Genomic DNA, 19,844 nt, shown 5'->3' with positions numbered 1-19,844 from the left:
TGGTGATTTGCAACACTTTGCAAGTCTGCCAGTTTCAGGACGCAAGAATACGCAACTTCCACTATGATGCGCAACACACTTTCGCTCCTAATATGAGGTGCATCATCATCTCGATTGCCAGAAGGAGCCGAAGAATGATCCAACACGAGGTACGTACCCACAAGTCCGCAGAAGACTTCCCGATTGAAGAGCATCTGGCCTACAAGATTGCCAAGGTCGCGGCCGACCCGGTTGAGGTACCGGAAGACACCCGCGAAATGATTATCAACCGCATCATCGACAACGCTTCTGTCGCTGTTGCCTCCTACAACCGCCGCCCGGTCGCCGTCGCCCGCGAAATGGCCAAGGCACACCCGGCAGACAACAAGGGCGCACTCGTCTTCGGCGAAGACGGCACCTACTCCGCAGAATGGGTCGCTTTCGCAAACGGCACCGCCGTGCGCGAGCTCGACTTCCACGACACCTTCCTGGCAGCCGAATACTCCCCCCCGGGCGACAACATCCCGCCGATCCTCGCTGTTGCACAGCACAAGGGCCTCGACGGCAAGGCGCTGATCCGCGGCATCGCCACCGGCTACGAAATCCAGGTCAACCTAGTCAAGGGCATCTGCCTGCACGAGTGGAAGATCGACCACGTTGCACACCTCGGCCCCTCGGCCGCAGCTGGCATCGGCACCATGCTCAACCTGGACGTGGACACCATCTACCAGGCAATCGGCCAGGCACTGCACACCACCACCGCAACCCGCCAGTCCCGCAAGGGCCTGATCTCCTCCTGGAAGGCATCCGCCCCGGCATTCGCCGGCAAGATGGCCATCGAAGCGGTGGACCGCGCCATGCGCGGCGAGGGCGCACCGGCCCCGATCTGGGAAGGCGAAGACGGCTTCATTGCATGGATGCTGCACTCCCCGGAGCGCACCTACACCGTGCCGCTGCCGGCAGATGGTGAGCCGAAGCGCGCGATCCTGGACACCTACACCAAGGAACACTCCGCCGAGTACCAGGCGCAGGCTCCGATTGACCTGGCTCGTCGCATGAAGCAGACCATCGCAGACGCTGGCAAGACCACCGCCGAGATCGAGTCCATCGTGCTGCACACCTCGCACCACACCCACTACGTCATCGGCACCGGCGCGAACGACCCGCAGAAGATGGATCCGAAGGCATCCCGCGAGACTCTGGACCACTCGATCATGTACATGTTCGCTGTCGCCCTTGAGGACGGCGGCTGGCACCACGTCGACTCCTACACCCCGGAGCGCGCAAACCGTCCGGAGACCGTCGAGCTGTGGCACAAGGTGTCCACGGTGGAGGACCCGGAGTGGACCCGTCGCTACCACTCGCAGGATCCGGACGAGAAGGCATTCGGCGCCAAGGCTGTCATCACCTTCAACGACGGCACCGTCATCGAGGACGAGATGGCTGTCGCCGACGCCCACCCGTACGGTGCTCGTCCGTTCGAGCGTGAGAACTACATCCAGAAGTTCCGCACCCTGGCTGAGGGCATCGTCGATAAGGACGAGCAGGACCGCTTCCTCGCCGCCGTGCAGGATCTGGAAAACCTCACTGACCTGACCGAACTTAACATCCGCGTCAACGACGCAACCCGCGCCGCTGCAGAGGAGATCCCGGGAGGCATCTTCTAATGTTCAAGCCTGACACAACCCCGAACGAGCGTCGCAAAGCACTGCGAGCATCGCTTGTCGACGAAAAAATCACCACCCTGCCCGGCGCCTTCAACCCGCTGACCGCGCGCCTGATCGAGGACATCGGATCCTTCTCCGGCGTGTACGTCTCCGGCGCCGTGGTAGCCAACGACCTGGGCCTGCCAGACATCGGCCTGACCACGCTTTCCGAGGTTGCAAACCGCGGCGGCCAGATCGCCCGCGCCACCAATCTGCCGGTGCTCATCGACGCCGACACCGGCTTCGGCGAGCCGATGTCCGCAGCCCGCACCGTCGCCGAGTTTGAAGCGGCAGGCCTGGCTGGCCTCCACCTGGAAGACCAGGTCAACCCGAAGCGCTGCGGCCACCTCGACGGCAAGGAAGTTGTGCCGCGTGACCTGATGATCCGCCGCATCACCGCAGCGGTGCGCGAGCGCCAGGACGACGACTTCGTCATCTGTGCCCGCACCGACGCCGCCGGCATCGAAGGCATCGACGAGGCCATCGAGCGTGCGAAGGCATACGCCGACGCGGGTGCGGACCTCATCTTCACCGAAGCGCTGTACTCGGAGGAAGACTTTGCCAAGTTCCGCGCCGCCGTGGACACGCCGCTTCTGGCCAACATGACCGAGTTTGGCAAGACCGACCTGCTCAGCGCCCAGCAGCTGGAAAACCTCGGCTACAACGCCGTGATCTGGCCGGTGACCACCTTCCGCATCGCCATGGGCCAGACCGAAGCAATGCTGCGCGACATCGCAGAAACCGGCACCCAGGTGCCGTGGCTGGACAAGATGCAGCACCGCGCGCGCCTCTACGAACTGGTGCGTTACGACGAATACAACCAGTTCGACCAATCCGTCTTCACCTACTCGAAAGACACCTACAGCTCCACCTTTGAGCAGTAGACCGCCACCACCAACACCACCACCAAGAAGGAGTGAATCATCATGACTGAGCAGGAAATTCGTAAGGGCCTCAACGGCGTTGTCGCTGACTACACCGCAGTGTCCAAGGTCAACCCGGAGACCAACTCGCTGCTGTACCGCGGCTACCCGGTCCAGGAACTGGCAGAGCATTGCACCTTCGAGGAAGTGGCATACCTGCTGTGGAACGGTGAACTGCCGACCGAGGAGCAGTTTGCAGAGTTCCGCGGTGGCTGCATGGAAAACCGCGACATCGATGAAGAACTGATCCAGATCATCAACTTCATGCCGAAGGACTGCCACCCGATGGACGTGCTGCGTACCGCAGTGTCCTACCTGGGTGCAGAGGATCCGGAGAAGTTCACCCCGGATTCCGATCACCTGCGTGGCATCGGCCGCAAGCTGCTGGCCAAGCTGCCGACGATTGTCGCAACCGACATCCGTCGCCGCCAGGGCAAGGAGTACATCGCCCCGAGCAAGGAGAAGGGCTTCTCCGAAAACTTCCTCTGGATGGTTTTCGGTGACGATGAGAAGTCCCCGGCCAACATCCCGTCCGACATCGAGGCGTTTGAGAAGACGATGATCCTCTACGCCGAGCACTCCTTCAACGCCTCCACCTTCACGGCCCGCACGATTGCCTCGACGATGTCCGACGGCTGGTCCGCAATCACCGGCGCAATCGGTGCCCTGAAGGGCCCGCTGCACGGTGGCGCCAACGAGTTCGTCATGCACCACATGACCGAAATCGGCGACCCGGCCAAGGCAGAGCAGTGGTGCCTGGACAAGCTCAAGAACAAGGAGCTCGTCATGGGCTTCGGCCACCGCGTGTACAAGAAGGGCGACTCGCGCGTGCCGACGATGGAAGCCGCCTTTAAGAAGCTCGCTGCGGAGCATCCGGAGAAGGACGCTCAGAAGTGGGTCGAGATGTACGACATCATGGCCAAAACCATGCACGACAACACCTCGATCAAGATCCGTCCGAACCTGGACTTCCCGTCCGGCCCGGCCTACTACATCCTGGGCTTCGACATCGAGTTCTTCACCCCGCTGTTCGTGATGTCCCGCATTACCGGCTGGACCGCTCACATCATCGAGCAGTTTGAGAACAACTCCCTGATCCGTCCACTCTCGGCCTACAACGGCCCGGAGGAGCGCCACGTCAAGGCGTAAGCGGATCACCCCCGAAACGCGGGTCGTCGCAACGCGGCGCCCGCGTTTTTGCACCCCCGCGTTAGGGTGCAAACGTGTCACATTCGTTGGCGAAAACGACCCAAGAAAAGTGTGACCTGTACTAAACTACCCGTTGCAGTATGACTTCGATCTTTCCTTGAGGAAAGGAACCAAATGAACCCGGATAACCTCCCGCTTAATGACCTGCCAGCATTCAAGAAAATCCTGGTAGCTAACCGCGGTGAGATCGCCGTTCGTGCCTTCCGTGCAGCCTTTGAAACTGGCGCGAAGACCGTCGCGGTCTACCCCCGCGAGGACCGTAACTCGTTCCACCGTCCGTTCGCGGACGAGGCAGTCCAGATCGGCGAGGCCGGCCAGCCGGTCAAGGCGTACCTGAACATCGACGAAATCATCCGTGCCGCGAAGCAAACTGGCGCAGATGCCGTCTACCCGGGCTACGGCTTCCTCTCCGAGCGTGCTGACCTGGCTCGTGCCTGCCGCGACAACGGCATTAAGTTCATCGGCCCGACCCCGGAGACGCTGGACCTGACGGGCGACAAGTCCGCCGCTGTCCAGGCCGCTGAGCGTGCCGGCCTGCCGGTGCTGAAGGACTCTGAGCCGTCGTCCGACCCGAAGCAGCTGGCAGAGTTTGCCAAGGACTTCGAGTTCCCGGTGTTTGTGAAGGCTGTCGCCGGTGGCGGCGGACGCGGCATGCGTTTCATTGAGAAGATCGAGGACGTTGAGCGTCTCGCAGCCGAGGCATCCCGCGAGGCTGAGGCAGCCTTCGGTGACCCGAACGTCTACATCGAGCGCGCCGTGATCCGCCCGCAGCACATTGAGGTGCAGATCATGGCTGACTCTTACGGCAACGTGGTGCACCTGTTTGAGCGTGACTGCTCCGTGCAGCGCCGCCACCAGAAGGTTGTTGAGATCGCTCCGGCGCAGCACATCACGGAAGAGCAGCGCCAGAAGATCTGTGCCGACGCTGTGGCGTTCTGTAAGGAAATCAACTACGAGGGCGCAGGTACGGTCGAGTTCCTTGTCGACGAGTCCGGCAACCACGTCTTCATCGAGATGAACCCGCGCGTGCAGGTCGAGCACACGGTGACCGAGGAAGTCACCGGCATCGACATCGTAAAGAACCAGATGTACATCGCCGCCGGCGCGAAGCTGGAGGACATCCACCTCACCCAGGACCTCATCGAGGTCAACGGCGCAGCCCTGCAGTGCCGCATCACCACCGAGGACCCGGCCAACGGCTTCCGACCGGACTCCGGCGTAGTCACCGGCTACCGCTCCCCGGGTGGTGCAGGCGTGCGTCTCGACGGCTCCGTGGCCGTCGGTACCACCATCACCCCGAACTTCGACTCCCTGCTGGTCAAGATGACCTGCCGTGGCCGCAACTTCCAGGTCGCCGTCGACCGTGCCCTGCGCGCCCTGAACGAGTTCTCCATTACGGGCCTGTCCACGAACATCGGCTTCCTGCGCGCCCTGCTCAGCGAGGACGAGTTCCGCAACGAGCGCATCAACACCGGCTTCATCGCGGACCACCCGCACCTGCTCGAGGCTCCGGCCGCGGCTGACGATGCCGGCAAGATCCTCGATTACCTGGCATCCGTTACGGTGAACCAGCCAAACGGTGCTCGCCCGACGAACATTCAGCCGTCGAAGAAGCTGCCGGAATCCAAGTACGGCGATCTGCCGCGTGGTTCCCGCGACGACCTGCTTGAGCTCGGCCCGACAAAGTGGGCTGAGAAGATCCGCAAGCAGACCGCACTTGGCGTCACCGAGACCACGTTCCGCGATGCCCACCAGTCCCTGCTGGCAACCCGCATCCGCACCAACACCCTGGTCGCGGCAGCGAAGCATGTGGGCCACCTGACCCCAGAGCTGGCCTCCGTTGAGGCATGGGGCGGCGCCACCTTCGACGTGGGCATGCGCTTCCTCCACGAGTCGCCGTGGATGCGTCTCGACGAGCTGCGCGAGGCAATGCCGAACGTCAACATCCAGATGCTGCTGCGTGGCCGCAATACCGTCGGTTACACCCCGTACCCGGACAAGGTGACCAAGGCGTTCGTCCGCGAGGCCGCTTCCTCCGGCATCGATATCTTCCGTATCTTCGACGCGCTCAATGACGTGTCCCAGATGCGCCCGGCTATCGACGCCGTGCTGGAGACCAACACCACCGTCGCCGAGGTGGCCATGGCGTACTCCGGCAACCTGGTGGACCCGAACGAGGACCTGTACACGCTGGACTACTACCTCAACCTCGCCGAGGAAATCGTCGAGGCAGGCGCCCACGTCCTGGCGATCAAGGACATGGCTGGCCTGATGCGTCCGGCAGCAGCAGCCAAGCTGGTCACCGCGCTGCGTGAGCGCTTCGACCTGCCGGTCCACGTCCACACCCATGACACTGCGGGTGGCCAGCTGGCGACCTACCTCGCCGCAGCGAATGCGGGTGCCGACATTGTCGACGTCGCTTCCGCTCCGCTGGCAGGCACCACCTCCCAGCCGTCGATGTCCGCCCTCGTCGCGGCGTTTGAGAACACCGAGCGCGATACCGGCATCGACCTGCAGGCCGTCTTCGACATGGAGCCGTACTGGGAGGCCGTGCGCCAGGTGTACGCACCGTTCGAGTCCGGCATTCCGGGCCCGACCGGCCGCGTGTACAAGCACGAAATCCCGGGCGGTCAGCTCTCCAACCTGCGCACCCAGGCGAAGGCTCTTGGTCTGGAGGATCGCTTCGAGCTCATCGAGGACTACTACGCAGGCGTGAACGAGATCCTCGGTCGCCCGACGAAGGTCACCCCGTCCTCCAAGGTGGTTGGCGACCTGGCCCTGCAGCTCGTCGGCCAGGGTGTCAGCCCGCAGGAGTTCGCAGAGAACCCGCGCAAGTACGACATTCCGGAATCTGTCATCGGCTTCCTGCAGGGCGAGCTGGGTACCCCTCCGGGTGGCTGGCCGCTGCTGCGCGACAAGGCACTGGAGAACCGCTCCGAGGTCGACCACACCGTCCAGGTGCCGGCGGAGCTCGAGCCGGATCTGCAGTCCGACGACCACAGTGTGCGTCGTGCGGCGCTGGATCAGCTGCTGTTCCCGAAGCAGTACGCCGAGTACCAGGAGCACCTGCGCACCTACGGCATCACCGACCAGTTGGGTGACAAGACCTTCTTCTACGGCCTTGAGGAGGGCGTGGAGACCATGATCTACTACGGCGAGATCGACGAAAACCGTCCGCCGCTGGTGGTCAGCCTCGACGCTGTCGGCGAGCCGGATGAGAAGGGCATGCGCCAGGTCATCCTGACCGTCAATGGCCAGGTCCGCCCGGTTGCCGTCCGCGACGAGAACGTCGAGTCCACCGTTGCCGAGGTGGAGAAGGCCGACGCGTCCAACCCGGGCCACGTTGCCGCACCGTTCGCTGGTGCCGTCACCGTCACGGTGAAGGAAGGCGACGAGGTCAAGGAAGGCGACCCGGTCGCAACCATCGAGGCTATGAAGATGGAGGCCGCGATCTCCGCACCGAAGTCGGGCGTGATCGAGCGCATTGCGCTGACCAAGCCGACCAAGGTGGAAGGCGGCGACCTCGTGGTGGTTATCGCTTAAGAGCTTTTCGCCTGACGACGTCCAAAGCGCCGACCTCCACCCGGAGTGCCGGCGCTTTCGGCGTTTTGGCGGCTGGGCGTCTCGGCACAATGATGTAGGTAAGCCTAAACTACCTTTCATGGTTTTCGGTTCTAACAACTTTTCGGACATTCAGCTCACGGACTGGCCTCAGCGCGAGAAAAGCGATGCACTCACAGTCACCGTCGCCAATGTTGAACGGGTTGCCCCCGACCTCCTTGAGATCTCCGTGGTTGCGCCTGAATTGCGCGACCACCAATTGGTAGGCCCAGACGAGTTCTTCGGCCTCCTCATGCCGGGGCCTGGCAAGGACTATGTCCCATTAACGACAACTCGGGTAAGCAATCTACGAGCCCAACTTGCCGCGCTTCCGGATGCCGTGCGACCCGACCTTCGGTGGTACACAGTTCGAAGTCTCGACCGAGCTGCTGGCACCCTGAGCTTCCTATTGGTCACACACGGTGTTTCGGATGCCTCGGACACCGACATCGGGCCCGCGTTGCGTTGGGCGCTGCGCGTCGCGCCTGGGGACACCTGCGGAATCTACCCCGCGAACGGGCTGTGGTTCCGGCGCGAGCCAAAGCCAGGCACATCGCAGCTGCTGGTCGCCGACCCCACTGCAGCGCCTTCAGTCGCAGCAATTCTTGAATTCCTCGAGCAATTCCACCCTGCTGAGCTGGCTGCGGCAGATGTCGTGTTCGCCGCCACCACGAACGACGAATTCGAGCCTGGGCTGGTTGAGCGCTGGCAATCCCGCGTGAGGTCACTGGCCCTGGTCACCGCCCAGCAGGACAGGTTGCTGGAGGCAGTTGTCTCCGAGCTTCGCTCTCACGAGCGCCCGGAGAGTGTCTGGTGTTGCGGCGAACGAGACCTCGCAGCGGGGGTGCGACGATTCGCCGTGCAAGAGTGGGGGATTGATCCCAAAAATGTCACATTCAGCGCGTTCTGGATTCGAGGACAGGCGCGGGGGTAACTTCCTCGCGAGATGGTAAGGGCTGCTTTACCTAACCCAGACCATCTGTTAGGTTTGCCTTTGCTAAGTGCTCGCCTGGCTTTCTGCTCAGGCCACATTTCGACTGAAAGGGATCCCGCATGCGCGCGAAACTCGGTGCAGTGCTCACCTTTGCTGTTGGCCTCGCTCTCACAGGCTGCAGCTCATCTCCTTCCAACTCCGCCTCAACTTCCACTGCAACTTCCACCGTGTCTGCCTCGGACGCCGCGACATCCTCCTCCGCGTCCGCTTCGAGCAATGCCCAGGCATCCGGTGCGCTGGTGTTTAACCACCCGAGCATTGACGGCCTGAAAATCGAGTTCGCCGAGCAGCCCAAGAACATCGTCATGGACTGCTACGCCTACTCCACCCTCGATGAGTACGGCATCAAGCCGAACGCCATCTTCGGTTACCAGTGCGACGACCCGACCGTGATGGGTGGGGCGGACACCACCGGGATTGAGCAGATCGGCACCGACGGCGAGATTGACTTGGAGAAACTCGCACAGCTCAAACCGGACGCGATCATTGGCTTCGGCACAGCAGACGGTTGGCAATGGTTCAAAGAGGATGTGAACTCCCAACTCACTCGCGTCGCCCAGTTCGTGCCGCTGCCCGGCGGCGACACCGTGGACGAGGGCATCGCCAACGTCCGCGAGCTCGCCGAGTTCCTCGGCGCCGATGTCACCGCCTCGCACATCACTAAGGCAGACCAAGACTACGCGGCTGCGAAGCAGAACTTCTCCGATGCCATTGCTGGCGAAGACTTGAGCTTCATGCTGTCGAGCCCCACCAAGGAGATGCTCTACACCAGCGCGAACGGCCCCCAGGCGGATCTGCTGAAGTCGCTCGGCGCGACCCTCGCTGGCCCGACCGAGGGTCACGAGGGCAGCCCGTGGGCGTGGATCGCCTGGGAGGAAGCCTCGAAATACCCCACCGATGTCATGCTCGTCGAGGACTACGACGAAGCTGACCCCTTCACCGCCGAAATGTGGGACTCGCTGCCGTCGGTCCAGGCTGGTCAGCTCTACGCCTGGAACTCAAAGGGTGCGCTGACCTCGCGCCACTACGCCGACTGGTTGGACGGACTCGCCACAAAGGTCCAGGGCTTCAACAAGGTCTCCTAAGCCCTCGACCCGCCCACCGCGAACCATGACGATCACCACAGCGCCTGCGCCCACCGAAACGGAAGCCCAGCTAGCACCGCCACAGCCCCACCCGCTCGCGTACCGAGTTGTCGGCGCATGGGTGCTCATCGCGTTGCTCGCGGTCTCGCTCGTGCTCAGCCTTACCGTCGGTGCGCGCGAGATTACGCTCAGCGAGCTGTGGCATTTCCTCCGTTCGCCCGATCCGGCCGACCCGGTGTCGCAGGTGGTGTGGCAGTCGCGGGTGCCGCGCACCGTGCTGATTTTGGTGGCAGGGGCCGCGTTCGGTGTCGCGGGCGGCTTGATGCAGGCAGTGACCAGAAACCCCCTGACAGACCCCGGAATCCTCGGCGTCAATGCCGGCGCTTCTCTGGCGGTGGTGGTAGGCATCGCCTACTTCGGTCTCACCGACATCAACCAATACATGTGGTTGGCATTCACAGGTGCGACCGTTACATCGTTCGCTGTATTCCTCATCGGAAATGCTGGGCCGATGCGAGGCAACCCGATCCGGATGACACTGTCCGGCGTCGCACTCGGTGCCGTCCTCGGCGGGTTCACTTCAGCGGTTCTGCTCACCAACTCCGACGTTCTGAAGAAGATGCGCGGCTGGTCCGCTGGCACCACGGCCAACCAGGCTCTGGACAATACGCTCGCGATCGTGCCCTTCATTCTGATCGGGCTCGTGCTCGCGCTCGCACTATCGAAGTCGCTTGATGTGCTCGCGCTGGGCGAGGCCGCTGCCGTGGCGATGGGAGCGAACCCGAACCGCGTTCGTCTCGTCGCACTGATCGCTATTGCGCTCCTCGCTGGCGGCGGCACTGCGGTGGCAGGACCAATTTCTTTCCTCGGGTTGTTGGCCCCGCACCTAAGCCGGATGATCGTGGGCCCGCACCAGGGATGGATCATGGCGTACTCGATCATTTTGGCACCCGCCATCATGGGTTTCGCTGACGTGGTCGGCCGCGTGATTGTGCAGGGCGAGATGCCTGTAGGGGTGGTCACGCCCTTCATCGGCGCGCCCCTCCTTATCTACATGGTGCGCCAGTTCCGGGTGACAGAACTGTGACGACGCAACGCCTGGATTTCGGCCGACCGATGGTAGGGATCGGCCCGCGCGAGCGCCCGATCTTCGTCACCGATGTGCGTGCAGTGGTAGTCACCGCCGTTCTCGTCGCGCTGGCGGCTGCTTGCGGCGTCTTCGCGCTTTTCACCGGTTCTGCATCGATGACCGCGGGCCAAGTATTCGATGCTGTGCTGGGCCGCGGGGACGACTTCACCCACATGGTCGTGGTGGAGTGGCGTGCTCCGCGCGTGCTGATGGCGCTGGTGCTCGGTGCTGCGCTCGCTCTGTCGGGCGCGTTGTTTCAAAACCTCACCAATAATCCGCTCGGTTCGCCGGATGTGATCGGTTTTCAAACCGGCTCCTATACCGGGGCTCTCATCGCTATGCTGGTGCTCCGCGGCGGTTCCACGGCCACCCTGCTCGGTGCGCTCGCGGGCGGCTTGCTCACGGCTGTAACGGTGTTTTTCCTAGCGTCGAAAGACGGCCATGCTCGGGGAGTGCGGCTCATCATCGTCGGGATCGGTGTCAGTGCGATGCTGGCCGCGGTGAACACATGGCTGCTGCTCACGGCGACGGTCGAGGACGCGATCATGGCGAGCTTGTGGGGTGCGGGCAACCTTGCTGGCACCAGCTGGAAAACCCTCGGGTTCGCAGCATCGGGCACGGTGGTGTTCATTGCGGTGACGGCGTTGTTGGCTCGCCCGATGCGCCTTACACAGATCGGCATCCCGTTCGCCACCGCTCTTGGGCAAAACGTGCGTGCAGTGCAAGTCGCCGCGATCATCACCGGGATTGGCTTGACCGCACTAGCCACCGCCACCGTTGGACCGATCTCATTCATCGCGCTCGCCGCCCCGCAGATCGCGCGCCGACTTGTGCGCGCCGACGGGCTGGCGCTGATGCCTACTGCCGCGACCGGCGCGTTGCTGCTCGTGCTCGCAGACACTGTCGCACAGCGCATTCACCCCACTTCGCCACTGCCAGTAGGCATTGTCACCGTCTCCATCGGCGGTATCTATTTCCTCTGGCTGCTGATTCAGGAAGGACGGAAGTAAATGGCACGTCTGCGCACCGAACACGCGAAGTTGGCGTACTCCGACGAAGCGATCATCTGCGACGATGTCACAGTCGAGATTCCGGATCGCATGTTCACAGTCATTGTGGGGCCGAACGGGTGCGGCAAATCGACGCTGCTGAAGTCCCTTACGCGGCTCATTACGCCGGTTTCAGGGGCGACGCTTCTCGACGGCAAGTCTCTGCACGAACAGCCCACCAAACACGTTGCTAAGCAAGTCGGCCTGCTTCCCCAGGGGCCGGTCGCACCGGAGGGCATCCGTGTCATCGATCTCGTCTCACGCGGACGGTATCCCCACCAGGGTCTTTTCAAACCTTGGTCGCCAGAAGACGAGCGTGCCGTGGGAGGGGCAATGGACGCGACCAACGTGCGCGAGCTCAGCGGTCGCTTCGTCGACGAGCTTTCCGGCGGGCAGCGCCAACGTGTTTGGATGGCTGTCGCTCTTGCGCAGGAGACTCCGATCCTGCTCCTCGACGAGCCGACCACGTTTCTGGATGTGCGCTACCAGATCGAACTTCTTGAACTGTGCCGCGAGCTGAACAAGCGCGACCACCTCACCCTGGTGGCGGTGCTGCACGATCTCAACCAAGCGGCGCGCTACGCGGATAACATCATCGCGATGAAAGACGGGGAAGTCGTGGCCACCGGCGCGCCCGCCGACGTGATCACCGAGGAGTTGGTTCGTGACGTTTTCGGCGTCGAGGCCAGTATCATCCAAGATCCGGAATCCGGCAGCCCCCTCATGATCCCGCGGTGGGAAGGGCGCGTCGCAGAGAGGGCAGATTAGAGCTGGTAGACCATCACACCCCCGGGTACCGCGACATCGCTGAAGCCGAACGCTTCATAGCGGTGGCGGGCGCGGGGGTTGTCTTCTGCGACAAAGAGCGCCACTTGTGTAGCACCCTGCTCCCGGGCGAGGTCTACGACCTCACGGAGCAAGGCTTCGCCCAAGCGGTGGCCCGCATATCGGTTCTCAATGGCGATGGCGATTTCTGGAGTGCCGGGCGAGAGGTTCGCATAGCCCTGGTCAGGCGACGTCCAATACCGCAACCACACTCCGCCTGCGGGAATGCGGAATTGGTCGAAGGCGATGACCCCGCCGTCGCGTTGCGGGTCCCACTCGTCGACGTAGCGTTCCACGTCCGGTAACTGCTCCGGGCGCACCTCCTTGGATTCGTCACCGTAGATGTCCGCGAGGAAGTTCAGACGGCGCAAGTAGGTGCGGTCCGATTCTGTGGCGCGGTGGAAGGTGAACTCCATGGGTGCCACCGTACTCATGCACTTAAGTCACGCACGGTAACCTTTCCCGCATGCGCCCACAGCGCCAGAGCCGCCACAGCCGCCGCTGGTGCCGTCTGTCTGGCCGCCGCGCCGCCTGAGTGCCGCCGCCCAACCATTACGGTCACCCAAGGCGACGTGGTGCGCTTTGGCGGGGTCTCCGAGTGCACGCTGGGCTACGTGGACGCCTCGTAAGGGATTCTGGGCGGGCTACACCGCCGCCCACTGTGGCCGGCCTGGCAGCCGCGTGGAGGTGAAAACCGTTGGCGGATACCGCGAGGTGGGCACGTTCTTGCCGTCGCGGCAGTACGAGGTTGAGTGGCACGACGCCATTAAGTCCTTTGCGCTTAACTGGCTTGATCGTGGGGAAAGGCTGCTGGAGGCTTAGGAATGGGGCTCAAATTTTGAGCTCTATCGGTGGAGGTGGTCCCCCAGCAGGCGCGCCGCCTAGGCGAAACGTGGCCTAAGCGGTGAAGTCATCGACGTCGACGGCCATGACATTGTCGTGGCCGTCGACGTTTTTGAATCCGAAAGACTCGTAGCGGTGGCGTGCGCGGTCGTTGTTCGGGTCCACCCACAGCGCTACCTTCGACGCGCCTTGCTTTGCTGCCAACTCAACTGCAGCTGCAAGGAGTCGGACGGCGAGTCGGTGGCCGGCGTAGCGTCGCTCCACCGCAATTGCGATCTCCGGAATATCCTTCCCGAGGTTGGCCCAACCCAGTTCGGGCGTGGGCCAGTAGCGCAGCCAGACACCGCCCGCTGGCACACGGAACTGGTCGAATGCAAGGATGCCGCCTTCGGTTTCTGGGTCCCATTGGCCGACGTAATTGTCGGAGCCCGCACGTTCATCTGGTCCGATCTCGCCGTGCTCATCCCCGAACACGTCGGTGAGAAAGTTCAGGCGGCGCAGGTACGTGCGGTCGGATTCAGTTGCTTCACGTAGTTCGAACTCAGGTGTGTAATCCATGCCCACCACGTTAATCTTTTTCCATGCTCCGCCGCATATGCCTCTCGACGACCACCGCAACCGCCCTTGCCCTCACCCCAATCGCAAACGCCGCGGTTCCGGTGGTGGAGCAGGGAGCTCGTGTGGTCGTCGTCGATAAGGGCATGTGCACCATCGGGTTCAACGACCCCGACCAACGGATCAGTTACACCGCCGGGCACTGTGGCGAACACGGCAGCCGCGCTGCTGTGGGCCAGGCAAGCGGAACGTTCTACCCCTCCACTGCATTCGGTAGGTCTGCGACCGGCAACGACTGGGGGATCATCCGTTGGGACGACGGTGTCCAACTGGGTGCGAACACCATCACCACCGACGCCGTGGTGGACCTCGAGGACCTGCACCCCAACGACGAGGTCTGCCTGCTCAACGCAGGGGAGAAGCGGTGCGGCACCTTCGTTGACCGGCTGGGCAACAACGTCTACTTCGACAGCGAACTTGGCGTGAAAGGTGACTCCGGCGCACCCGTGTGGGCACCCGGCAGGGGACTGGTGGCGGTCTACTCAGGCGTGAGCACGGTGTCGAACGGGAAGGGCGAATCGTCCTCGCTCAACAGAGCTTCGAAACCAGTGAACGGGCCTGGCGTATCGGAGGCGCAGGAGATCGAGCTCATCAGCGCCACCAAGCCGATCAGCGCCCCAGTTGTCCACGGCACCGGCATCCCCGAGGCACCCGCGACCGATGTGGCTCCTACAGGTTCGAGCACTTCCCCAGAAGCCATCGCTGCGATTGTTGTGGCTGTCGCCGTTGTTGTGGGCCTGCTCATGCCGTTTTTTGGGCCTGTGTTGGAGCAGTTTGCCGTTTCCGTAGGTCTGCGCTGACAGATTGTGGCGGAATGTGTCAGGCGGCCTTTGGAGGTATATAAAACGCCTGGTCGTAGCGTCGCAAAGAAAAGCCCTGACAGATTCTGCAAAATCTGTCAGGGGAGAGGGCGCTCGAAGGAACCAGCTACTTCAGCTCCATAAGCACGGCGCCCTTGGACACCTGGCCGCCCTCCTCAGCAGCCAGGCCCGTGACGGTGCCGGCCTTGTGTGCCTTGACCGGGTTCTCCATCTTCATGGCCTCGAGGACCAGCAGGACGTCGCCTTCAGCAACCTCGTCGCCTTCGGAGACGTTGACCTTGATCACGGAACCCTGCATGGGGGAGGCGACGGCGTCACCGGAGACAGCAGCCTTGCCTGCGCGGCGCTTCTTCGGCTTGCGTTTGGCGGGGCCTGCGGCGACGAGTTCCTCGGGCAGGGCGACTTCGACGCGGCGGCCGTCGATTTCAACGGCAAAGGTGCGACGGGTCGGCAGGTCGGTGTCGGCGTCGTCACCAGATGCATCGGCGCTGGACGCGGGCAGTTCGCCGTCCCACTCTTCCTCGATCCAGCGGGTGTACACGTCGAAGCCCTCTTCGGTGCCGACGAATGCCGGGTTATCCAGGATGGCCTGGTGGAAGGGGATGACGGTGGGGAAGCCGGTGACCACGTATTCGCCGAGTGCGCGGCGGGCACGCTGGATGGCCTCTTGGCGGGTGGCGCCGTAGACGATCAGTTTCGCCAGCATGGAGTCGAACTGGCCGCCGATGACGGAGCCTGCGCGCACGCCGGAATCGACACGCACTCCGGGGCCGGTGGGCTCAGCGTAGGCGACGACGGTGCCTGGTGCCGGCATGAAGTTTGCTGCGGCGTCTTCACCGTTGATGCGGAACTCAATGGCGTGGCCACGCGGGGTCGGGTCTTCGGTCAGCAGCAGTTTTTCACCGCGGGCGATGCGGAACTGCTCGCGCACAAGGTCGACGCCTGTGGTGACCTCGGTGACGGGGTGTTCGACCTGTAGACGGGTGTTGACCTCCAAAAACGAGATCAGCCCGTCAGAGCCCACGAGGTACTCCACGGTGCCGGCGCCGTAGTAACCTGCTTCGCGGCAGATGGCCTTGGCAGAGGAATGGATGCGCTCGCGCTGCTCGTCGGTGAGGAAGGGCGCTGGGGCTTCTTCGACAAGTTTTTGGAAGCGACGCTGCAAGGAGCAATCGCGCGTACCGACGACCACAACGTTGCCGTGCTGATCAGCCAGCACCTGCGCCTCAACGTGGCGGGCCTTGTCCAGGTAGCGCTCCACGAAGCATTCGCCACGGCCGAAGGCTGCGGTGGCTTCGCGGGTGGCGGACTCAAACAGTTCCGGAATCTCTTCGCGGGTGTAGGCGACCTTCATGCCGCGACCGCCACCGCCGAAAGCTGCCTTGATGGCAACGGGCAGGCCGTGCTCGTCGGCAAACGCAACGACCTCGTCAGCGTTGGCCACGGGGTCCTTAGTGCCGGGCGCCATGGGGGCGTCGGCGGCTTCAGCGATGTGGCGGGCGGTGACCTTGTCACCGAGTGCCGCGATGGCCTCCGGCGACGGGCCGATCCAGGTCAGGCCAGCGTCGATGACCTTCTGCGCGAACTCGGCGTTCTCCGAGAGGAAGCCGTAGCCCGGGTGGATAGCGTCGGCGCCGGACTTCTGCGCGGCGTCGATGACCTTGTCCATGTCCAGGTAAGACTCGGCGGCGGTGGTGCCGCCGAGGGCGAAGGCTTCGTCGGCAAGAGCGACGAACGGCGCATCGACATCAGGGTCTGCATACACCGCGACCGACGCAACACCTTCGTCCTGGCACGCGCGGATGACGCGCACGGCAATCTCGCCGCGATTAGCGACGAGCACCTTGCTCAGGCTGCGGGGCAGATCAGTATTCGGTGCGGTGGTGGACACGAAGCAATCCCGTCCTTCAATCGGAAATACGAACCGTCAGAAAATCGGACAAATGTCGTTCTATGTTACAGCCCCACCACGGGAATCCCCTTTAGCCACGGGGACGCGGACCATGTTGCCCCACTCGGCCCAGGAACCGTCGTACAGCGCAACGTCCTCGAAACCGAGAATATTGTTCAGGACGTACCAGGTGTGCGACGCGCTTTCGCCCAACTGGCAGTACACCACTGTGCGCTTCTTCGGATCGAAATCCTTGTAGATCTCGCGGATGTCCTCCAACGGGCGGAAGCGCGCGTTCGGGTGCACGGAACGGCCCCACGGGACGCTAAACGCGCCCGGAATGTGGCCCTGGCGCAGCGTCGGTACTTGGGGTTGCACAGGGGCGGTGCCGTCGCCGCGGTAAGCGGGGGCTGGGCGGGCGTCGATAAGCTGCTCCGGCGGATTATCCAGCAGCTCGGAGGCGAAGGTGCGAACTGCGGTGTCCTTGCGCTCCACCACGGGGTAGTCAGACTCGGGGTAGGAGGGAACGACGAAGGACGTGTCGCGCTCCTCACCCATCCACGCGTCGCGTCCGCCATCGAGCAAGCGCACGTCGGGGTGGCCGAACAGCTCGAACACCCAGGCGGTGTAGGCAGCCCACCAGTTGGCGTGGTCGCCGTAGACCACCACCGTGTCGTCGCGGCTGATGCCGCGGGACCGCATGAGTTTGGCAAAGGCTTCGCCGTCGATGAAGTCGCGGTTGAGCTCGTCGTTAAGATCGCTCTTCCAGTCAATGCGCACCGCGCCCGGAATGTGGCCGATGTCGTAGAGGAACGCATCCTCATCACTTTCGACAACCTTCAGACCATCCACGCCGAGCCGCGCCGAAAGCCACGCGGCGGTGACAAACTTCTCAGGATGTGCGTAGTCCTTGAACTGGGGATTGTCGTCGAGTTCGATACCCACGTCAGCTGCCTTTCGTCTCTGCGGCCCCCGCCGGAATAGGCGAGTGAACAATCACCGACAAGGATACAGGTAGTACCAGCAAATCCCGGCCGGAATCGGCGAGAAACCTCGCCTCGCCACAACAGGTGTGAACTTGCACACTATCAATTCTGCCGCCCTGTGTGGGTCGCTTTAAGCCGATAGAGTCAGAGACGGAACACGACGGCTACGGCTGAGATGTTTCGCGAGTTTTTACCTACCCCGCCGATGCATGCGCTGACCGCATTCACACGCTGCGGGACAACATCATGAAAGGGATCACCGTGCACAAGGCGATTGTTGTCTTCGAGGTTGAGGGCGGCTCCGACAAGTACATTGACGGCCACCGCAAGGACACCATGCCCATTGTCAACGCCATCAAGGAAAAGGGCTGGCACGCAGAGGTTGTCTACTTCCGTCCGGAGTGGGCCGACGACCTGTTCACGTACGTCTCCGAGAACTTCGACGGCTACATCTCGCGTGTGAACCCGGGCAACATCCCGGGCGGCGAAAAGGGCTACTTTGACCTGCTTACCCGCCTGTCCGAGGCCGGCCTGGTCGGCATGTCCACCCCGCAGGAGATGATCTCCTACGGTGCGAAGGATGCCCTGGTGAAGCTGAACAAGACCGACCTTGTGCCGGAAGATACCGCCGCGTACTACGAGGTTGAGGACTTCCACAACACCTTCCCGACCTCCCTGTCCTACGGCGAGCGCGTGCTCAAGCAGAACCGCGGCTCCACCGGCTCCGGCATCTGGCGCGTGCGCCTTGCCGACGAAGCCCTGGCCGACTCCGTCGAACCGGGCACCGCCCTGCCGCTGGACACCAAGCTCAAGTGCACCGAGGCCGTGGACAACCACACTGAGGAGCGCGAGCTCGGCGAGTTCATGGACTTCTGTGACCAGTACATCGAAGGCGACAACGGCATGCTCGTGGACATGCGCTTCATGCCGCGCATCGTCGAGGGTGAGATCCGCATTCTGCTGGTCGGCCCGCACCCGGTGTTCGTTGTGCACAAGAAGCCGGCTGAGGGCGGCGACGCGTTCTCCGCAACCTTGTTCTCCGGCGCGAAGTACACCTACCAGAAGCCGGAGGAGTGGCAGGAGCTCGTCGACATGTTCGCCGAGGCCCGCCCGGTCATCGCCGAGAACCTCGGTGGCGACAACATTCCGCTGATCTGGACCGCGGACTTCATGCTTGCCGATGACGACGAGACCGGGGAGGACACCTACGTCCTCGGCGAGATCAACTGCTCCTGCGTCGGCTTCACCTCGGAGCTCGACATGGGCATCCAGGAGATGGTGGCCGAGGAGGCCATCAAGCGCGTCGAGGCGAAGCACGCGTAAGCGCTGACTTTTCGACGACACCAACGCCCCGGCCCGAAAATCCCGTGCCGGGGCTTCTTGTCTGTCGTGACCCGGTTTTCGCCGACCGGGAATGCGAATCGTCTAGTTGCATTTCGGAGCTGCTAGACGATCCGCATTTTATTGATATCTGTTTTCAATATCACCTGGGGAAATGCATCCGGGGACTCGTGATCGTCTAGTGCTGTCATGTCTCGTGACTTATTGGACAAGGAGTCCAGTCACTTTTTGGACACGATGTCCACAGACTTTTTAGACAGCGTGCGGGTGGAATGGGCGGATGGCTATTTCATCGCACAAGCGCAGAAAGATCGCGGATTTTGATCCGGTCCGCGACGGCAAGACCATCACGCAGTTTTGTAAAGAAGAACAGATCTCACGCCAGACGTTTCACAACGTGAAAAACCGCATCACCGAACGTGGACGGTCCGGCATTCTGCCGGATAGCACTGCTCCGAAAAACCCTGCCCGCAAATTCACAGACGCTGACTACCAGGCTGTCATTAACGCACGGTTCGATCTGCAAGAGCAGGGATTGGACTGCGGACCGTTGTCGATCTACTACCGCTTGTACGACACGGTTGGTCCAGAGCGCACTCCATCGCGCACAACGATTGCGACCTGGCTGCACAACGCTGGTTTGGTCGATGTCAACGCGCGTAAGCGTCCGCGCAGTTCGTATAAGCGTTTCGCCCGCGATTTTGTCTGCGAGTTGTGGCAGATCGACGCTTTGGTCTACCGCTTGTTCGATGTTGACCACACCCAGGTCACGATCTATCAGGTCATCGATGATGCCAGCAGATTCGACGTAGGCACGAAAGCGTTTATGCGTCCTGAAAACGGCGAAG

General features: G+C 62.7%; 16 protein-coding genes and 1 pseudogene. 13 read left to right on the top strand and 4 right to left on the bottom strand.

The genetic code is table 11. The annotated features are described in order from the left end of the window. The first annotated feature begins 134 nt into the window (after positions 1-134). The 9 genes from prpD (at position 135) to HMPREF2736_RS12110 (ending at position 12,442) form a co-directional block, all read left to right on the top strand. Complete coding sequence (prpD, locus tag HMPREF2736_RS01210) at positions 135-1,646, top strand: 2-methylcitrate dehydratase PrpD (RefSeq protein ID WP_070828715.1); 1,512 nt, start codon at positions 135-137, stop codon at positions 1,644-1,646. Continuing rightward, positions 1,646-2,569, top strand: coding sequence for a methylisocitrate lyase (prpB, locus tag HMPREF2736_RS01205; RefSeq protein ID WP_070422832.1), 924 nt, complete (start codon positions 1,646-1,648; stop codon positions 2,567-2,569). Before prpD ends, prpB begins: the two co-directional genes overlap by 1 nt. A 42-nt stretch (positions 2,570-2,611) precedes the next feature. Continuing rightward, the gene (locus HMPREF2736_RS01200; protein ID WP_070422833.1) at positions 2,612-3,757 is read left to right on the top strand and encodes a bifunctional 2-methylcitrate synthase/citrate synthase; all 1,146 of its coding nucleotides are present in this window, start codon (positions 2,612-2,614) and stop codon (positions 3,755-3,757) included. Between the two features lie 174 nt (positions 3,758-3,931). Next, positions 3,932-7,360, top strand: a complete 3,429-nt coding sequence (locus HMPREF2736_RS01195; RefSeq protein WP_070422834.1) for a pyruvate carboxylase — start codon at positions 3,932-3,934, stop codon at positions 7,358-7,360. A gap of 118 nt (positions 7,361-7,478) precedes the next feature. After that, positions 7,479-8,351 carry a siderophore-interacting protein gene (locus HMPREF2736_RS01190; protein WP_083291905.1) on the top strand — a complete coding sequence of 291 codons (873 nt, stop codon included), beginning with the start codon at positions 7,479-7,481 and terminating at the stop codon, positions 8,349-8,351. A 119-nt stretch (positions 8,352-8,470) separates the two neighbouring features. Beyond that, positions 8,471-9,496 carry an ABC transporter substrate-binding protein gene (locus HMPREF2736_RS01185; RefSeq protein ID WP_083319381.1) on the top strand — a complete coding sequence of 342 codons (1,026 nt, stop codon included), beginning with the start codon at positions 8,471-8,473 and terminating at the stop codon, positions 9,494-9,496. A 25-nt stretch (positions 9,497-9,521) separates the two neighbouring features. Beyond that, positions 9,522-10,583, top strand: coding sequence for a FecCD family ABC transporter permease (locus tag HMPREF2736_RS01180; RefSeq protein WP_141743308.1), 1,062 nt, complete (start codon positions 9,522-9,524; stop codon positions 10,581-10,583). Next, positions 10,580-11,635, top strand: coding sequence for a FecCD family ABC transporter permease (locus HMPREF2736_RS12115; RefSeq protein ID WP_246815295.1), 1,056 nt, complete (start codon positions 10,580-10,582; stop codon positions 11,633-11,635). Before HMPREF2736_RS01180 ends, HMPREF2736_RS12115 begins: the two co-directional genes overlap by 4 nt. Continuing rightward, complete coding sequence (locus HMPREF2736_RS12110) at positions 11,636-12,442, top strand: ABC transporter ATP-binding protein (protein ID WP_070482382.1); 807 nt, start codon at positions 11,636-11,638, stop codon at positions 12,440-12,442. It abuts the gene before it with no gap. Here HMPREF2736_RS12110 and HMPREF2736_RS01165 read toward each other — a convergent pair. Then, the gene (locus HMPREF2736_RS01165) at positions 12,439-12,933 is read right to left on the bottom strand and encodes a GNAT family N-acetyltransferase (protein ID WP_070482380.1); all 495 of its coding nucleotides are present in this window, start codon (positions 12,931-12,933) and stop codon (positions 12,439-12,441) included. The two genes, HMPREF2736_RS12110 and HMPREF2736_RS01165, sit on opposite strands and share 4 nt — an antisense overlap. Positions 12,934-13,081: 148 nt before the next feature. On the opposite strand from HMPREF2736_RS01165, the gene HMPREF2736_RS12105 reads away from it, so the two are divergent. After that, positions 13,082-13,321: a hypothetical protein gene (locus HMPREF2736_RS12105; RefSeq protein ID WP_141743307.1), complete on the top strand. Its 240-nt coding sequence runs from the start codon at positions 13,082-13,084 to the stop codon at positions 13,319-13,321. Positions 13,322-13,396: 75 nt separating this feature from the next. On the opposite strand, the gene HMPREF2736_RS01160 is transcribed toward HMPREF2736_RS12105, so the two are convergent. Next, complete coding sequence (locus HMPREF2736_RS01160; RefSeq protein WP_070482544.1) at positions 13,397-13,900, bottom strand: GNAT family N-acetyltransferase; 504 nt, start codon at positions 13,898-13,900, stop codon at positions 13,397-13,399. Positions 13,901-13,923: 23 nt separating this feature from the next. Here HMPREF2736_RS01160 and HMPREF2736_RS01155 point away from each other — a divergent pair, with 23 nt between their 5' ends. Next, positions 13,924-14,757 carry a chymotrypsin family serine protease gene (locus HMPREF2736_RS01155; protein ID WP_070820675.1) on the top strand — a complete coding sequence of 278 codons (834 nt, stop codon included), beginning with the start codon at positions 13,924-13,926 and terminating at the stop codon, positions 14,755-14,757. Between the two features lie 127 nt (positions 14,758-14,884). Here HMPREF2736_RS01155 and HMPREF2736_RS01150 read toward each other — a convergent pair whose 3' ends face one another. Then, positions 14,885-16,669, bottom strand: coding sequence for an acetyl-CoA carboxylase biotin carboxylase subunit (locus tag HMPREF2736_RS01150; RefSeq protein ID WP_246822025.1), 1,785 nt, complete (start codon positions 16,667-16,669; stop codon positions 14,885-14,887). A 60-nt stretch (positions 16,670-16,729) separates the two neighbouring features. Continuing rightward, positions 16,730-17,614 (bottom strand): sulfurtransferase, encoded by an 885-nt coding sequence (locus HMPREF2736_RS01145; RefSeq protein ID WP_070422836.1) that lies wholly within the window; start codon positions 17,612-17,614, stop codon positions 16,730-16,732. Between the two features lie 302 nt (positions 17,615-17,916). Here HMPREF2736_RS01145 and HMPREF2736_RS01140 point away from each other — a divergent pair, with 302 nt between their 5' ends. Together HMPREF2736_RS01140 and HMPREF2736_RS01135 are read left to right on the top strand one after the other, a co-directional pair. Then, positions 17,917-18,978, top strand: coding sequence for a Cj0069 family protein (locus tag HMPREF2736_RS01140; RefSeq protein ID WP_070422883.1), 1,062 nt, complete (start codon positions 17,917-17,919; stop codon positions 18,976-18,978). A 298-nt stretch (positions 18,979-19,276) separates the two neighbouring features. Next, positions 19,277-19,844, top strand: a pseudogene (locus HMPREF2736_RS01135) (helix-turn-helix domain-containing protein); the annotation flags it as partial.

It is taken from the genome of Corynebacterium sp. HMSC036E10, assembly GCF_001836265.1.
In the GTDB taxonomy this organism is placed as follows: Bacteria; Actinomycetota; Actinomycetes; order Mycobacteriales; family Mycobacteriaceae; genus Corynebacterium; species Corynebacterium coyleae.
The sequence above is the reverse complement of the archived record's forward strand: the minus strand, read 5'-3'. Positions and strand labels throughout refer to the sequence as shown.

What these genes read in the sequence shown, in the direction of transcription:
- HMPREF2736_RS01195 (WP_070422834.1), top strand. Translation starts at nt 3,932, where the DNA reads ATGAACCCGGATAACCTCCCGCTTAATGACCTGCCAGCATTCAAGAAA.
- HMPREF2736_RS01160 (WP_070482544.1), bottom strand. Translation starts at nt 13,900, where the DNA reads ATGGATTACACACCTGAGTTCGAACTACGTGAAGCAACTGAATCCGAC.
- HMPREF2736_RS01180 (WP_141743308.1), top strand. Translation starts at nt 9,522, where the DNA reads ATGACGATCACCACAGCGCCTGCGCCCACCGAAACGGAAGCCCAGCTA.
- prpD (WP_070828715.1), top strand. Translation starts at nt 135, where the DNA reads ATGATCCAACACGAGGTACGTACCCACAAGTCCGCAGAAGACTTCCCG.
- HMPREF2736_RS01200 (WP_070422833.1), top strand. Translation starts at nt 2,612, where the DNA reads ATGACTGAGCAGGAAATTCGTAAGGGCCTCAACGGCGTTGTCGCTGAC.
- HMPREF2736_RS01165 (WP_070482380.1), bottom strand. Translation starts at nt 12,933, where the DNA reads ATGAGTACGGTGGCACCCATGGAGTTCACCTTCCACCGCGCCACAGAA.
- HMPREF2736_RS01190 (WP_083291905.1), top strand. Translation starts at nt 7,479, where the DNA reads ATGGTTTTCGGTTCTAACAACTTTTCGGACATTCAGCTCACGGACTGG.
- HMPREF2736_RS12110 (WP_070482382.1), top strand. Translation starts at nt 11,636, where the DNA reads ATGGCACGTCTGCGCACCGAACACGCGAAGTTGGCGTACTCCGACGAA.
- HMPREF2736_RS01155 (WP_070820675.1), top strand. Translation starts at nt 13,924, where the DNA reads ATGCTCCGCCGCATATGCCTCTCGACGACCACCGCAACCGCCCTTGCC.
- prpB (WP_070422832.1), top strand. Translation starts at nt 1,646, where the DNA reads ATGTTCAAGCCTGACACAACCCCGAACGAGCGTCGCAAAGCACTGCGA.
- HMPREF2736_RS01185 (WP_083319381.1), top strand. Translation starts at nt 8,471, where the DNA reads ATGCGCGCGAAACTCGGTGCAGTGCTCACCTTTGCTGTTGGCCTCGCT.